This is a genomic window from Curtobacterium sp. MMLR14_006 (assembly GCF_001864985.1).
GTDB lineage: Bacteria > Actinomycetota > Actinomycetes > Actinomycetales > Microbacteriaceae > Curtobacterium.
In genome coordinates, this window is sequence record NZ_MJGU01000001.1 from 33,408 (window position 1) to 48,869 (window position 15,462).

General features: G+C 71.3%; 12 protein-coding genes. 7 read left to right on the forward strand and 5 right to left on the reverse strand.

What is annotated here, in order from left to right:
* The first annotated feature begins 99 nt into the window (after positions 1-99).
* Together BIU94_RS17555 and BIU94_RS00145 are read left to right on the forward strand one after the other, a co-directional pair.
* Positions 100-2,895, forward strand: coding sequence for an Ig-like domain-containing protein (locus BIU94_RS17555; protein ID WP_175472174.1), 2,796 nt, complete (start codon positions 100-102; stop codon positions 2,893-2,895).
* Entirely contained in the window at positions 2,801-3,916 is a 1,116-nt protein-coding gene (locus tag BIU94_RS00145; protein WP_175472175.1) for an Ig-like domain-containing protein, read from the forward strand. Before BIU94_RS17555 ends, BIU94_RS00145 begins: the two co-directional genes overlap by 95 nt.
* 214 nt (positions 3,917-4,130) lie before the next feature.
* On the opposite strand, the gene BIU94_RS00150 is transcribed toward BIU94_RS00145, so the two are convergent.
* Positions 4,131-4,604 (reverse strand): DUF3060 domain-containing protein, encoded by a 474-nt coding sequence (locus BIU94_RS00150; RefSeq protein ID WP_071253008.1) that lies wholly within the window; start codon positions 4,602-4,604, stop codon positions 4,131-4,133.
* Between the two features lie 98 nt (positions 4,605-4,702).
* Here BIU94_RS00150 and BIU94_RS00155 point away from each other — a divergent pair, with 98 nt between their 5' ends.
* Complete coding sequence (locus BIU94_RS00155; protein ID WP_071253010.1) at positions 4,703-5,848, forward strand: glycosyltransferase family 4 protein; 1,146 nt, start codon at positions 4,703-4,705, stop codon at positions 5,846-5,848.
* Between the two features lie 72 nt (positions 5,849-5,920).
* Here BIU94_RS00155 and BIU94_RS00160 read toward each other — a convergent pair whose 3' ends face one another.
* The 3 genes from BIU94_RS00160 to BIU94_RS17560 are packed head-to-tail and all read right to left on the reverse strand — an operon-like array spanning position 5,921 to position 9,010.
* Positions 5,921-7,045 (reverse strand): glycosyltransferase, encoded by a 1,125-nt coding sequence (locus BIU94_RS00160; protein WP_071253185.1) that lies wholly within the window; start codon positions 7,043-7,045, stop codon positions 5,921-5,923.
* Complete coding sequence (locus tag BIU94_RS17185) at positions 7,023-7,616, reverse strand: hypothetical protein (RefSeq protein ID WP_071253012.1); 594 nt, start codon at positions 7,614-7,616, stop codon at positions 7,023-7,025. Before BIU94_RS17185 ends, BIU94_RS00160 begins: the two co-directional genes overlap by 23 nt.
* A complete protein-coding gene (locus BIU94_RS17560) occupies positions 7,613-9,010 on the reverse strand; it encodes a hypothetical protein (RefSeq protein WP_071253014.1) in 1,398 nt (465 codons plus the stop codon). The genes BIU94_RS17185 and BIU94_RS17560 overlap by 4 nt, the downstream gene beginning before the upstream one ends.
* A gap of 88 nt (positions 9,011-9,098) precedes the next feature.
* Here BIU94_RS17560 and BIU94_RS17565 point away from each other — a divergent pair, with 88 nt between their 5' ends.
* The 3 genes from BIU94_RS17565 to BIU94_RS00185 are packed head-to-tail and all read left to right on the forward strand — an operon-like array spanning position 9,099 to position 12,501.
* Positions 9,099-10,511: a polysaccharide biosynthesis tyrosine autokinase gene (locus BIU94_RS17565; RefSeq protein ID WP_071253016.1), complete on the forward strand. Its 1,413-nt coding sequence runs from the start codon at positions 9,099-9,101 to the stop codon at positions 10,509-10,511.
* Positions 10,508-11,584, forward strand: coding sequence for a polysaccharide pyruvyl transferase family protein (locus tag BIU94_RS00180; protein ID WP_071253018.1), 1,077 nt, complete (start codon positions 10,508-10,510; stop codon positions 11,582-11,584). The genes BIU94_RS17565 and BIU94_RS00180 overlap by 4 nt, the downstream gene beginning before the upstream one ends.
* Positions 11,581-12,501: a glycosyltransferase family 2 protein gene (locus tag BIU94_RS00185; RefSeq protein ID WP_071253022.1), complete on the forward strand. Its 921-nt coding sequence runs from the start codon at positions 11,581-11,583 to the stop codon at positions 12,499-12,501. Before BIU94_RS00180 ends, BIU94_RS00185 begins: the two co-directional genes overlap by 4 nt.
* Before the next feature lie 59 nt (positions 12,502-12,560).
* On the opposite strand, the gene BIU94_RS00190 is transcribed toward BIU94_RS00185, so the two are convergent.
* On the reverse strand, positions 12,561-14,219 hold the full coding sequence (locus tag BIU94_RS00190) for a glycosyl hydrolase (RefSeq protein ID WP_071253024.1): 1,659 nt from the start codon (positions 14,217-14,219) through the stop codon (positions 12,561-12,563).
* A 143-nt stretch (positions 14,220-14,362) separates the two neighbouring features.
* On the opposite strand from BIU94_RS00190, the gene BIU94_RS00195 reads away from it, so the two are divergent.
* On the forward strand, positions 14,363-15,460 hold the full coding sequence (locus BIU94_RS00195; protein ID WP_071253025.1) for an acyltransferase: 1,098 nt from the start codon (positions 14,363-14,365) through the stop codon (positions 15,458-15,460).
* Positions 15,461-15,462: the final 2 nt, after the last annotated feature.

Below are 15,462 nucleotides of genomic sequence, written 5' to 3' on the forward strand. Positions count from 1 at the left end.
CACGTGATATTCTGAATACACATGCTGCGACGTTCGTTGTCGCCCGCGTGCTTCCCTCCCGCACAGCCGCCGTCGCGCGGCTTGTCCTGAAAGATGCACATGTCTCACAAGAAGAGGGCCTCGACGGCCTTCAAGTCCATGGGCGCGGCCGGGCTGGCCGCCGCCACGATCGTGTCAGGGTTGTCGTTCGGCTTGCCCGCCGCCAGCGCCGCTGCCGATCCAATTTCGACGAGTTCGATGACCTCTCCGCTCGTATTCAAGGTCGGCAGCTCGTATCGCGCTTACACGATCCAGCCGGAACAATGGGGCGAAAGTCGATTCAAGGTCACCAACCACAGCAGCTACAGCTCGGCCTCGGCTGCGGCGACGCCCGTCAGCATGCCTGACCCCGGTCAGCGTGGCGTCATCAGCGTCGAGGGGAAGTGTCTCGGTGCGCACGGCTTCGGGTCCTTCACCCTGGTAAGTGCGGAGGCCCGCTACTGCAGTGGAGACAGTCAGAGCAACTGGCGCGTATCGACAAGCGGCTCGCTCTACCTGGACTTCGGCGATTGGAAGGGCTATGCGGGCGCGCAGCAGTCCTATGAAGGCGCCGTTTTTGGAAGCATCAGCGGCACGAGCTACGACCTGGGTGGACCGCGTTTTGATACGTCGCCGCTGGTCGCGAGCCTCACGAAGACGAACAACATCGCGCGAACCGCGGTGATCGGCGGGACGGCGACACCGAACGGGACGGTGACGATCGGCTCGAAGACCGTGAACGTGTCGAATGGCGGCACGTGGTCGATGACGGTGGATGGGCTCTCGGTTGGGACCCAGACGTTGACGGCGAAGCAGCGGTTCAACAACGCTGACGTCGACGAAAAGCCCGTGACGGTGACGATCGTGGAGGGTGGCACCGTTGTCGGTGTCAACCAGGGTCCGGTTGAGTTGACGCGTGGTGCAAGCACGGAGGTGCCGTTCCTGGTGCAGAACAACGAGACCCGCACGAACATGAAGGGCTCGGTCACGTTGACTGCGCCGGCGGGCACGACGTTCGCGGACGGACAGGCGACGGTCGCTGCCAGCTATCGTTCCGGCACGAGCGGTGACTTCCGTCCCTACACCCGGCTGGACCTGAAGAACGGTGTCCGTTCCGACGGGAACACGAAGATCACCTTCGACCTGGACACCGCTGGCGGCAATATGGTCGCCGGCGAGCAGTACCAGTACATGCTCAACGTCACGACTCCGGCTGATGCCGCTGCGGGCTCCGGGCAGATGGGCTTCACCTACGCCGGTGACAGCTCGAAGGGTGACTACCGTGCCGAGGGGAAGACGACCACCAATCTCGAGGTAGCGCAGCGTGAGCTGACGGCTGCAGTCGACTCGATCGACCACGCCGCCGGCAGCGCGGTCCTCAAGGGCACGGCGACGCCGGGTGCGACGATCGTCATCGGTGAGCAGAGCGCGACCGCGAACGAGGACGGCGACTGGAGCCTCGAGGTCACCGGCCTGGAGTCGGGCCCGAACAGCCTGCTCGTGGAGCAGAAGATCGGCAACGACACGGTTGACTCGAAGCCGGTCACGGTCACGATCAACGACGCCGCGATCATCGGGCAGGACGGCCCCGCCGCCACGCTCGAGCGTGGTGAGCGCACCAAGGTGCAGGCACAGTTTGAGACCAAGGGCGACGTCTCGCGTCCGGACGCACAGGTGACCTTTACAGCACCCGAGGGCACCACGTTCGCCGAGGGGCAGAACACCATCGAGGGCTCCTACAAGAAGCCCGGTGAGGACTGGGCGAACCGTTCCGCGACGCTCACCGGTGGGGAGCAGTCGATGGACGGCAAGACCTACACCTACACGTTCAAGCCGACCAGCAGCACGTGGACGCTCCCGGATGCGTCGCTACTGCGCTGGGACATTGATGTGGTGACCCCGGTGGATGCTGCCGAGGGCACGTCCTCGATGACCACGAAGCTCGAGGGCACCGCTGTGCAGGGGTCCTTCAACGCCTCCAGCAGCACGCGGACCACGATCGAGTCGGCGGAAGCGCCCGCTCCGGCGCCGCTGGTGGTCACCACGCCGGCGAACGACTCCGTCGTCGATGTGAAGCGCCCCATGTTCTCCGGCACCGGCGACGAGGGAGCGACGATCGAGGTGCGCGGCAAGTCCGGCCGCCTCGTCGCCACGACCACCGTGCAGGACGGCGCATGGAGTGTCCCGGCGTCGTTCGACCTGAACGACAACGCGTACGCCCTGGACGTGTTCCAGAAGCCGCTGCAGGGCAAGGAGTCGCAGACCGAGGTCCGCTTCACGATCGCGACGAACCCGCTCACGACGCAGCTGACCGCCGACGGTCGGTTCCTGGCCGATGTCACCAAGCCGGCTGAGATCTTCGGCAACGCCACCACCGGCGCGACCGTGACCGTGAAGGACAGCCTCGGCAATCCCGTCGGCGAGGCGGAGGCTGTGGACGGCAAGTACGTCATCCCGGTGCCGCCGTCGCTCGCCCACTTCGGTGTCAACGAGTTCACCGTCACCCAGACCAAGAACGATGTCACCTCCGACGAGGAAGACGTGTCCCTGGATTACGGCACGCCCGCACCGATCCAGATCGCCAGCCCCCAGAACGGTGACACCGTCGCCAAGGAGGGTCTGACCTTCACCGGCACCGGCGACGACGGCGCCCGGATCGATGTCCGCGGCAACGTCCGCGCGATCGCGACCGGCACCGTCACCGACGGCACCTGGACCGCACCCGTGACCCTGGACCTGCAGAACGATGTCTACGACCTCCGCGCGATCCAGACCACCAAGGGTGGCCTCACCACGCAGCAGCCCATCACGATCACCATCACCGACCGCACCGATCGCGGACCTGACGGCGACGGCGGCGTTCAACGCCACGGATGAGAACCTGCCGGCACTGGTGTCGGGCACGGCCGAGCCGGGCGCGACGGTCACCGTCCGCGACAGCAAGGGCGAGGTCATCGACACCGCCATCGCCACGGGCGGTCGTTACACGATCACGATCCCGCCGTCGAAGGCGCACTTCGGTGTCAACGAGTTCACCGTCACCCAGACCGTTGACGGGAAGGTCTCCGACCCGCTGACCCGGACCCTGGACTACGGCACCCCCGCAGCCCCGGCGATCCTCACCCCGGACAACGGCGCGACCGTCACGAACGGGTCGATCCGCTTCACCGGCACCGGCGCCTCGGGCGCGAAGCTCGACATGCGCGGCAACACGTCCTCGATTGGTGACACCAAGATCGTCGACGGCGCATGGACGGTCGACGTCACCCGACAGCTGACCCCGAACGTCTACGAGCTCCACGCGTTGCAGACCACCAAGGGCGGTCTCACCCAGCGCAGCAACATCACCGTCACCATCCAGGACGAGCAGATCACCGAGCTCAACGCCGCCGGGACGTTCCCGGAGGACGTCGAGCAGGAGGCGTTCATCTCCGGAGCGGCGCAGAACGGCGCTGACGTGGTCGTGAAGGAAGGCACGACGGTCATCAAGAGCGTCAAGGCCGTCGACGGCAAGTACACGGTGCAGATCCCGGCGACCGTCGCCGGGGAGCGCACCTTCACCGTCACCCAGACGGTCAAGGGCGACACCTCGGCGCCGAAGACCGTGACGCTGGACTACGGCACCCCGGCCGACATGGTCGTGGAGTCCCCGACCGACGGCAGCACCGTCCCGGCCGACCAGGTCGTGTTCACCGGCACCGGCCAGCCCGGCGGCAAGGTCACCCTCGGCGGCACCGTCAGCCGGCTCGGTGAGGCCAACGTCAACGCGCAGGGCAACTGGACCATCACCGTCCAGCGCACCCTGGTCCCGATGGACTACGCCCTGTACACCAAGCAGATCACCAAGGGGAACCTGATCGGCGCGGACGACGTCCGCACCATCACCATCACCCAGTAACACCGCACCAGCACCACCACGGGCGCCCCTCCACACCAGGAGGGGCGCCCGTCCTCGTTGCGTGCTCCGAGCCAGGGCAACCCGGGCGACGGCGACGCCGGTCAGGGGATCTCAGGCGGAGACCCCAGCTGGAAGGTCCGAGCCAGGACCCCCGGCAGACGCGAAGAAGCCGCCGGCCCGAGGGCCGGCGGCTTCTGCGCTGCGGGGGAAGGGATCAGCGGGTCACGAAGAAGTTCCCCTTGCCGTCGTCGTCGACCTTCGGCTTGTTGTCCGAGGTGACGCGGTTGCCGTCGGTGGTGACCTTCACCGAGCCGACGGTCTTCGCCGAGATGTCGTTGATCGAACCGGTCACGACGAGCTCCTCGACGTTGCCGAGGTGGATGACCGCGTTGCCGGCGGTGACCTGCACCGAGGCGCAGTCGCCGAGCGTGACGTCCTTGTTCGCCTGGTCGATGACCGCCTTGCCGTCCGTGCAGGAGGCCTTCGTCTTGTCGATGTCGGCCGGCGGGTTGCTGAAGACGTCGCTGTGTGCCTTCGCGGTGGAGCTGGCGCTCGCGCTCGGCTTCGTGGTCGCCTTGCTCGTCGCGTCGTCGCCGGTGCCGGAGCAGGCGGTGAGCGCACCGAGCACGCTGACGACGGCGAGGCCGGTGACGAGGAGGCGGCGGATCGGGGGCGTGGGGGGCGTCATGGCAGTGTCCGTTCTCGAGGTTGACGGGCGCGTCGGGCGCACCCATGGGCGTGACGTATACATGTCACGTTCTATACAATACTTGATATGCTACCGAGGTGACAATCCACACGCGGCCCTGTGCGGCCTTCCTCAGCCACAGCGCAGCACTCTCCGGGGCAGAGCTCCTGATCGCGCGGGTCGCGGCCGCCTGCACCCGGACCACGCCCGTCGTCGTGCTGGGCGAGCACGGGCCGCTCGAGGGCGTCCTCGCCGACCGCGGCGTGCCCTGCGCGGTCGTCGAACTGGACCGCTCCGTCCAGCAACACACGGTCGGCACGACGTCCGGCGTCGTCGCGAAGACCGCCGCGACACTGCGCTCGACCCGCGAACTCGCACGTGCTCTCCGCCGCCTCGGCGTCGACGTCGTCGTGACGCACTCCGCGAAGGCCCACGTGTACGGCGGGCTCACCGGCCGCATCGCCGGCATCCCCGTCGTCGCGCACGTCCACGACGTCGTCGGCACGGCCGGGTCGTCCCGCGCGAACGCCCTGCTGCTCCGCGCCGCCCTCGCCGCGCTGCCGCGCGCCGTCATCGCGAACTCGCAGACCACGGCCGCTTCCCTCGGCCGGTCGGCTCGCCGGGCCAGCGTGATCGGCTGTCCGACGGTCGTCCCGGACGTCGTCCCGCCGAGGACCGGCACGACGCCCACCATCGGCATGGTCGGGCGGCTCACCCCGTGGAAGGGACAGGACGTCGCGCTCCGGGCCTTCGCGGCCGCCAGGACGGCCGGACTCGACCCTGCGGCCCGGCTCCGGCTGGTCGGAGCGGCGCACTTCGGGGACGACGAGCAGTTCGCAGCGGCGCTCCGCCACCTCGCCGACGCGCTCGGTGTCGCCGAGGTCGTCGACTTCCGCGGGCACCGTGACGACGTGGTCGCCGAGATCGCCGCGTGCGACCTCGTCGTCCACGCCAGCACCCGTCCGGAACCGTTCGGGCAGGTGGTCGTCGAGGCGATGGCGCTCGGCCGTCCGGTGGTCGCCGCGGACGCCGGCGGACCGGCAGAGGTCGTCACGGACGGCGAGGACGGCGTGCTCGTGCCCCCCGGCGACGTCGGTTCGCTCGCCGCCGCCATGACGCGGCTGATGGCCGACCGGGAGGCCCGTGCCCGGCTCGCCGACAACGGCCGCCGGTCCGTCGCGCGGTACGCGCTCCCCCACGTGGTCGGCATGATCGAGGACGTCCTGCTCGCCGCCGCGCGCTGACGCGCGCGGCGGCCCTGGTCGCTCGCACGACGTCGACCGGACCCGACCGACGGAGCCGCGCCGGGCCTCCCGTCAGACGCGGACGGCGCTCTCGATGCCGGTCCACGCACGGACCTCGCGGCGGAAGCGCGCCGTGGAGAAGTCCTGCGCGCGCGCCCGACAGGCGTCCGGGTCGAGGCCGACCGCGGCGTCGACGGCCGCGCGCAGGGTGCAGTCGCGGAAGTCCTCGACGACGACGCCGCTGCGCCCGGCCTGGACCGAGTCACCGGCACCGCCCACCGCGTTCACGACGACCGGGGTGCCGAGTGCCATCGCCTCGACCGGCATGATGCCGAAGTCCTCCACCGGTGGGAACACGTAGACCGCCGCCCGCTGCAACAGCGCGGCCAGCAGGGCGTCCGAGGGACGCACGACGATCCGGACGTCCGCCCCGGACGCGTCCGCGTGCGCCCGGAGCCGTTCGAGGTCCGGGCCGTCACCGGCCAGGACCACCGGGCGACCGGCAGCCCGACCCGCGTCGACCACCACGTCGAGTCGCTTGTACGGCACGAAGCGGGACGCCCCGAGCACGAACCCGCCCGGCAGGGACTCGAGCAGCGTCCGCTCGCGGTCGTCCAGGGCGTCCGCCCAGTCGTCGTGGGCGGCGAGCCGCTCGACCCCGACCGGCGGGTGGACCACGACGGCGTCGACGCCCCAGCTGTCCTGGATGCGGCGCTGCACGAACCGGCTGTTCGCCGCGACGTGGTGCAGGCCGGCCGCCCGGCGACGATCGACCGACCGCAGGACCGGCCCGGCGACGCGTGCGGCGAGCGAGCTGCCACGCGCATCGAGCTCCGGGTTCCACAGGTACCGGGCGGGTGTGTGCACGTAGGTGAACTGCCGCTCGGGGTCGACGCCGGGCACCCGTGCCTGGTGCGCGAAGAGGTGGGAGCTGACGATCGCCCAGTCGTACGGGCCGAGGTCCCGCAGGCCTGCGGACCACAGGGCCGGCAGCAACGGGACGGTGAGGGCCTTCCGCCCGCGGAGCGGGGTCCTCGCGAGGGCGCTCTCGATCACCCGACGGCCGGGGTACCGTCCGGGGGCGTCGTTCCACAGGCCGAACAGGTCGGCGTCCGGGTACTCGTCCGCGATCGCGTCGAGGACGCGTTCGGCGCCGCCGACGGCCTCGATCCACTCATGCACCAGCAGTCCGCGCACGGCCCGCTCCTTCCGCCGCTCGGGACGCACAGGCGACGACGGCGTCCATCGCCGCGTCGGTGGTCGCGCACATGCGGTCGTGGTCGATCGAGTCCCCGCGCACAGGGTCGTCGACGTCGTCGTCCTCGGGGGTGGCCGGGGTCGTCGCGAGCCGGGAACGGGCGACGAGACGGGGGAAGGTCTCCCAGAAGTCCTCGGTGACGTCGTCCTGCTCGAGCAGGGGCCGGACGAGCCGTCCGAACTCGCGGAGCGTGAAGGTCCGACGGAGCAACGAGGGAGCGAGGTCGAGGACGGCGGCCCGGTGCGCGCGCTCCATGGTCAGCACGAGGTCCGTACCGGCGAGCAGCCCGGCGGTCAGCGGGGTCGATGCGAAGCCCTCGAGATCGGCACCGTGGCGTTGGGCGGCCTCGGCGGAGCGGGGGAACGCGGGTGTCCCTGCCGTCGCGGCGGTCCCGGCGCTCGACACGTGGAAGCGCCCGGGGGCGACGGCGTCGAGGCGGGCCTGGAGCACTCGTTCGACGTAGGGCGAGCGGCAGACGTTCCCCTCGCAGACGATGAGGATGGCGGTCACGGTCGGGCTCCTGTCCGGATGGGGATGGGCGAGGTGGGCGTCGGAGGTGGTCGATGTTCGGCGCCGGGCCCTGGTCCTGGTCCTGGTCCTGGTCCTGGGCGGAGACGACCCGTGTCGGGAGCGGGCCGTTGGTCGCGCGTCCAGGCCGGGACGGCACACGCGGCGATGAGCACCCAGAGGATCGGGGTGGAGAAGTCCGGCGTGCCGACGACCTTCGCGACGAGCAGGGCGACGAGCGCGACCCCGGCCGGGACCGTCCTCGGCGTCCGCACCGCGGCGACGACGATCCCGACGGCGAGCGCCGTGAACGCGACGGTCCCCGGGATGCCGAGGGTGGAGAGCAGGGCGAGCGCGAAGGACGACGGTCGGTTGCCGCCGAGGCCGGTGCCGAGGCCGAGGGTGTCCGCGACGACGCCCCAGCTGAAGGTGTCCGCGCCGGTCCGGGCGTTGTACGAGGTGCTGCCGACCTTGTCGGCGACGATCTCCTGGACGGGCGCGAGCAGCCTGTCGCCGGCGGTGAGCGCGACGATCCCGGCGACGAGCAGTCCGATGACGAGCCAGGGCGTCCCGGTACCGCCGCGGGCGACGTACCGCACGGCCAGGACGACGAGGCCGAAGGCGATGAACACGGCCGACGCGACCACGGCGGTCCCGGATGATGCCTGCAGCAGGTTCGAGCACGCGAGCGCGCACACGACCGCCCAGAGGAGCCGTCGCCGGCCGTTCGCCCGCATCGCGGCGACCACCGCGAACGCAGCTGCGGCGAGTGAGAACGTCGCGAGTTCGCTCGGCTCGCTCAGCACACCCCGCAGGCGGTCTCCCGGATCGGTCTCGGAGTACTGGATGTTCGGCATCGTGTCGACGAGCGGTGCGAGGACGTCCGCACCGACGGCGACCATGACGCCGCGGATCGAGCTGAGCACCGTGCCGACGACGAGCGCGACGGCCGCGGCGGTCACCGCGCCGCGCACCCGGACGAGGTGGAGCGTGGCGCAGGCCGAGAGCGCGAGGTACCCGAACTGGGCCACCGTGCTGACCGAGTACTGCAGCGTGCCCGGGTCCAGGACCTGCTCGTCGACGCCCCCGCGTGGGACGAGCACCCGGATGCCGGCGAACAACCACGGCCCGAGGGCGGTGATGACGGCGGACCAGGCGATGAGGACGGCGAACGCGTTGGCGGTCCAGTGTGCGGTGCCGAGCCGTCGGGAGCCCACCAGGGCGACGACGGCACCGGCCGCGGCGACGGAGAACAACGGCACGCCGTTCTCGCCGAAGGCGACGCCGGCGGAGGCGGGGAGTCCGGCAGCCACCCCGAGGACCACGGGCAACCAGGCGGGCCGGATCGACAGGGTGACGCCCAGCACCCCGAGGAGCGCGATGCCCAACACCGTCATGACATCTCCGATCGTGGTTGCCGTCGTATTTCATATCTACTACTATGAGTATCACACACACACACAACGATCGAGGGGAAGTGCGTCGATGACGCTTGCGCAGTTCGTCGACCTGCTGAGACTCCGTTGGCTCTCCGTCGTGGCGGTGGTCGTGCTCGCGGCCGGCCTCGCGGCGGCCGTCTCCGCCGTGCAGTCGCCGCAGTACCGGGCATCGAGCGCGGTCTTCGTCTCCGTCGCGTCGGGCGCCTCGGTGAACGACCTGAGCCAGGGCAACAACTTCTCCGCCGCCCGCGTGAAGTCGTACGAGGAGCTCGCGCTCACGCCGCGGGTGCTCGGCCTCGCCGCTCGACAGCTCGGGTTGCCCGCCGACGCGGACCTCAGCCGCGTGGTGTCCGCGGAGTCGACGACGGACACCGTGCTCATCACGATCACGGCGACGGACACCGCACCGGAGCAGGCGGCGGCGATCGCCAACGCCGTCGCCGACCAGCTCGTCAAGGTGGTCGAGCAGGTCGAGCGGTCGACGTCGGCCGCCGACTCCCTCGTCAACCTCAGCGTCTTCCAGCGGGCGTCCCCGCCGACGGTCCCCTTCGCTCCGCGCCTGCCGGTCAACATCGCGATCGGCGTCCTCGCCGGCCTCGCCCTGGGCGTCGCACAGGCCGTCCTCCGCGAGGTCCTCGACACCCGACTGCGGTCGTTCGAGGCGCTGCGTCGGCTCACGGACGCGAGCATCCTCGGCGAGTTCGCCGTCGACGACACGATCGCGAAGGACCCCCTGGTGTCGTTCGACAACCGGTACAGCACCCGGGCCGAGGCCTTCAGGCAGCTCCGGACGCACCTGACCTACACGAACCTCGACGGTGCGGCGCAGAGCATCGTCGTCACGAGTGCGACTCCGGGCGAGGGCAAGTCGTCCACTGCCGTGAACCTGGCGCTCATGCTCGCGCAGAACGGCTCGAAGGTGGTCCTCGTCGACGCCGACCTGCGTCGCCCGACCACCGGGGTGTACCTGGGGATCGAGAGCCGCGTCGGCCTGTCGACCGTGCTCACCCGGCAGGTCGACCTCGACGACGCCGTCCAGGAGATCGGCGCGGACAACCCGCTGCACGTCCTCGCCGCCGGTCGCGTGCCGCCGAACCCGAGCGAGCTGCTCAGCTCGAGTCGGATGGTCGACCTGGTCCGTGAACTCGAGTCACGGTACGAGTACGTCATCGTCGACGCACCGCCGATGCTGCCCGTCACCGACCCGGCCGTCCTCGGGGCGATCTGCTCCGGTGTCCTGCTCGTCGTCAGTGTGCAGGGCCAGACGAAGCGTGCCGACTTCACCACCGCCGAGCGCACCGTGGCACAGGTGGGCGCCCGACTGCTCGGCCTCGTGGTGAACCGCCTGCCCCCGCAGCGCCGGGCCAAGACCTACTACAACTACGAACCGTCCGCGCCGGTCAGCGAGAGTCCTCGCCGGGCCTCGCGCGCCCGCCTCTCCTCGAAGGACCCCCGATGAAACCCACCCGCCGCTCCCTCGTCTACCTCGGGTGGCAGAGCAACGGCAACTTCGGCGACGACCTGCTGCACGAGACGTGGCGAGCGGCGCTCGACGACCCCCTCGACGTCGAGGCGCCCCTGACGACCCGCGCGTACCTGCGTGCCCTGCCCCGGGTCGCTCGCGAACGACTCCGGTTGGTCGGTTCGGAGCGCGTCGTCCTGCTCGGCGGCGGCACGACCATCGGGTACCAGGCCTGGGCGGAGCACGCCCGGCTCGCCGTCCGGAACTACGGAGCAGCCGGCGTCGTCGGCGTCGGGCTCGGCGCCGCCGCCCGGACGGACGCGTACGCCCTCTCCCGACACCCTCAACAGTGGAGCGCCTGGCAGGAGCTCGGCGGGATGCGCCTCGCCGGGGTCCGCGGTCCGATCACGGCGGACGAGGTCACCGAACACCTCGGCCCGACGACGGTCTGCGGCGACCCGGCGCTCCTGTACCCGCTCGTCCGGTCCGTGGAACCGACCGGCACCCCAGTGCGACGACGGATCGGTGTCGCGCTGGGGTCCGACCCGCAGACCCGCTTCGACGTCGAGACGGTCGCCGCGGCGGTCGACGAGCACGCCCTCGCCACCGGGACGCACGAGGTCGTCGCGCTCGCACTCTCACGACCGGACCGCGCCGCGGCGCGTGTGCTGTCCGAACGGCTCGTGACCCCGTCGACCGTCCACGAGTACACCGACGTCGCCACGACGATGTCGGTGCTCGCCGGGTGCGACCTCGTCGTCTCCGAGCGGCTGCACGGCGTCGTGGCAGCGCTCGCCCTCGACGTCCCGACGGTGCCGCTGTCCTACGCCTCGAAGTGCGACGACTTCTGGTCGAGCGTCACCGGCGCGCCGGCGCCCGTCTCGGTGGGCCACTCGGTCGACACCCTCGTCCGTGCGATGCTCGGCGCCGACGCCGTCCGTGCCGGGGCCACGGGCACGGTCTTCGCCCTGCAGGAACGGCTCGAGGGCATCCGGCGCGAGCTCGTGGACTGGCTCCGCGGGGACCGCTCGACGGCCGCCCTGCTGCACACGGGTCCGGTGTCGTCGTGACCCACGCCACCGCTGCAGCGACCCACCGCTTCCACCTCGTCATCTCGACCATCCGGTCGCCGGAGCACATCGAGCGCTGCCTCGAGTCCATCCGCCGCGCTCGGGTGTCCGTCTTCGTCACCGTGGTCGAGCAGCGCCCGGAGCCCGACGCGCTCCCGGTCCTGCGCGCCCTCATCGACGCCGGCCACGCCGAGCACGTCCACGAACCGGTCGTGCGCGGGGTGAGCCGCGGGCGGAACCGTGGACTCGCCGTGCTCCGCGGCGACATCGTCGCGTTCCCGGACGACGACTGCTGGTTCGACGACGGCGTGCTCGAGCTGCTCTCCGAACGGATGGACGCCCGGGGCCTGGACGGCGCCGCGATCCCCTGTCGCGCGTCGGACGACAGCGGCACGATGCTGCGCTGGCAGCGACGCCCGAGCCTGGTGACCAGCTGGCGGGTCCCCCGCACGATCGTCGCCGCGGGGATCTTCCTGCGCCGCGAACTGCTCGAGCAGAACGGGTTGTTCGACGTCGCGCTCGGCACCGGTGCCGCGACACCGTTCGGCTCCGGTGAGGAGAACGACCTGGTCATCCGGGCACTGCGGAACGGTGCGCGGATCGCGTACATGCCGGACACCACGGTGCGGCACGGCGACTTCCGGCACGACGGCATGACCGACGAGACCCTGGCGAAGGTGCTGCGGTACAACCGCGGCTTCGGGCGGGTGCTGCGGAAGCACGGGCTCCGGGGGCAGGCCGCGTACTGGATCGCCCGGTCGGCAGCCGCGGTGCTCGTGGCCCGGGTGCGCCGCGACGCCGACGGGGTGCGGTTCCAGCGCGCCCAGCTCCACGGCCGCTGGCAGGGGTGGCGCGGGACGGACGGGCACGGGACTCGGCACCCGTTCGACCCCGCGACCACGCCGTCGGTCCGCTGACCGTGCCCGCCGGCACCGATCCCGCCGACGCAGCCCTGCGCCGGCGGGATCGTCGTGCGCTAGTCGTCCCAGACGACGAACCGCGGGATCCACTTCGCGGACATGGCGAGCGTGCCGTCCGTCGCGGTCACGGTCTTCGCCGATCCGGTCGGCTCCACGATCGTCCCGGTGCCGCGCATCGCCACGCGGACGGGCGTCGCCGAGGACCGCGAGGACGTCTGCCAGACCACCCGGGTGTGGTGTCGTCCGTCCGGCGAGCTGAACAGCATGTCGCTCTGGTCGCCGACGCGGCGCTCGGGGACGTACCGCTTGCCGGCGAGGACTCGCTGCATCGTCGCCCACCCCGCGGCCGAGGTCTTCGGCTCGTACCCGGTGACCGCGCTGCCCGTCAGGCCGAACGTCCGTGCGGTGCCGTCCGGGTCGGCGAGCGAGGGCTCGGCCATCTCGAACAGGTACAGGCGTTCGACGCCGAACTGCGCCGCGACGGCGTAGGTCCGCAGGACGTACGCGGTCTGGTCGTCCGGGTCGACCCAGCCCTGCCCGGCGAACCGGGTCGGCCAGCCGGTCTCGGTGATCCAGATCGGCAGTGCCGTGCCGTCGGCGCGCGGGTACCGGTCGGCGGTCTCGCGAAGCCAGAACAGGGCCTCGCCGATGCACGGGTTCGTGGGCTCGCAGTGCTCCGGACCCCACGGCTGGTTGTACGGGTGGATGCTCACGGCGTCCACGTGGTCGGCGCCGCCGGCTGCGAACCACTCCGACAGCCACCGCAGCTCGTGGCCGGCGACCGCGTTCTGGGCCGGTCCGACGATGGTCGCGTCGGGATCCGCGTCGCGGATGACCGCCGCGGTGACCCGGGCGAGTTCGATGTACGCCGCAGGGGTGTCCGGCAGCGAGCCGTGGTTGTTCGACCACTCGTTCCAGACCTCGTAGGACAGGTCCGCGCCGGGGTGCCGCTCGCGCATGTGCGTGACGGTCTCGCGGACGTACCGCTCCCACGCCGCGGCCTGCGCCGGCTTCGAGACGTCGGGCGGCGCCATCGCGCTGCCGGTGTACGCGACGTGGCCGTAGTCGAGGACGAAGAGCGGGCTGAGGCCGCGGTCGCGCACGAGCGGGTCGATGCGCGCGTCTACGGCGGTGAAGTCGAAGGTGCCGGCCTGCTTCTCGACGGCGCTCCACTGGAGGTCCTGTCGGGAGGTCCCCGCGCCGAGGGCGTCGAGCGTCGGGAGTGCCCCGGCCACCGGGTCGACGGCGAGCCCGAAGTACGTGTCCTCGGCGGTCGGCCCCGCGATCGTCCGCACGAACCGGTAGGACGTCGTCGCCCCACCGGCGACGTCCACGGTGACGCGGTACGTGCCGGACGGCAGGACAGCGGTCGGCTGGACCTCGACCGACCGGGCCGCAGCGCGTCCGGCTCCGGAGTCGACGATCGCGCCGCTCGTGTCGTTGATCTTCCACGTGACGTCGGCGGCCCGTTCGACCCCGGCGACCGTGAAGCGCGGCTGCTCGCCGGGTCCGAACAGTCCGCTGCCCCCGATCGGTCGGATCGAGGGCGTCGGACTGGCTCGGGGTTCCGCACGGGCGGATCGGGGCGGCCCGTGCTCGGCGAGCAGGACCGCGAGGACGACGCCGGTGACGACGGTCGCGATGAGCCCGGCCGAACGGCGACGGGTGGGGCGAGGGGGATCGGCGGCCCGGAGGCGCCGCGAGGAGGGTTCCATGCGCCCCATCCTGTGCAGGGCGCGGACGAGCGGAGCAATCCTCCGAATGCATGGCGGACGCGATGGGAACGAGAGCGATGACACCGCGAAACACGACATCTGGAGAGTTCGCGACGCGCGTTCCTGCCGGTGAGGCTGGAGGCATGTCCGTCGCCCGACCGTCCTTCGGCGGTGTCCAGGTGCTGCGATTCGTCGCAGCGCTCCTGGTCGTGTGCGCGCACCTGCCGATCTACCTGCACGCCCGTTTCGGCACGCCGGCGGTCGACCTTCCGACGGGACAGGTCGGTGTCACCGTCTTCTTCGCGATCAGCGGCTTCGTCGCCGTGCTCGTGACGCAGCGCACCCCACGGCCGTCCTGGCGGGACTTCCTGCGCCGACGGCTCGTCCGGATCCTGCCGCTCGCGTGGGCGGTCATGACGGTGAAGCTCGCGATGCTCGTGGTCGCGCCGCAGGCACTCGAGCGGGCCGCGACCTCCCCCGGGTACATCGTGCTCTCGTACCTCTTCCTGCCCGGTCGCGGGCCGAACGGTGTGGTCGAGCCGTTCTACACGGTCACGTGGACGCTCTCGTTCGAGCTGCTGTTCTACCTGGTGGTCACGATCGCCCTCGCGGCGCGGATCGACCCGTTCCGGCTGGCGGCGCCGGTGTTCGTGGCGCTCGCGGTGCTCTCGGCCGTCCGCGGTCGCGGGTGGCCGACGTGGCAGTTCCACGCGAACCGGTGGGTGCTCTGCTTCCTCGTCGGCATGGCGATCGGCACCTGGGCGCTCGACCGCGCCACGCGCCGGCTCGTCCTGCGGATCGCAGCGATCACGGTGGTCTGGACGCTGGTCGGGATCGTGGCCGGGGCCTCCGTGCCGAGCCTGTCGCTCCTGCCGCTGGCCGCGCTGGTGCTCCTGACCACAGTCGCCGGCGAACGGTCGTGGGGCCGGCGGGCCGGTCCCGTCGGACGCACGCTCGGCGACGCCTCGTACGCGCTCTACCTGACGCACCCGATCGTCGCTCCGGCCGCGGTCGCCGTGGTGGCCGCGGTGGTGTCGGACGCCCGCGGCCCGGTCGTGGCCGTGGTCGGAGCGGTGTCCGCAGCGGTGGTGGCCTCGGTCGTCGTGTGGTTCGCGTTCGACCGACCCGTCATCCGGCTGCTGCAGCGCAGGCGTCCCGATCGGCAGCCCGGCGGACCGCCGCAGGGCGCCGCCCCGACGAGGCGACGGCACCGCCGGGGACGGAGCACGCTCGCCGGGTAGTG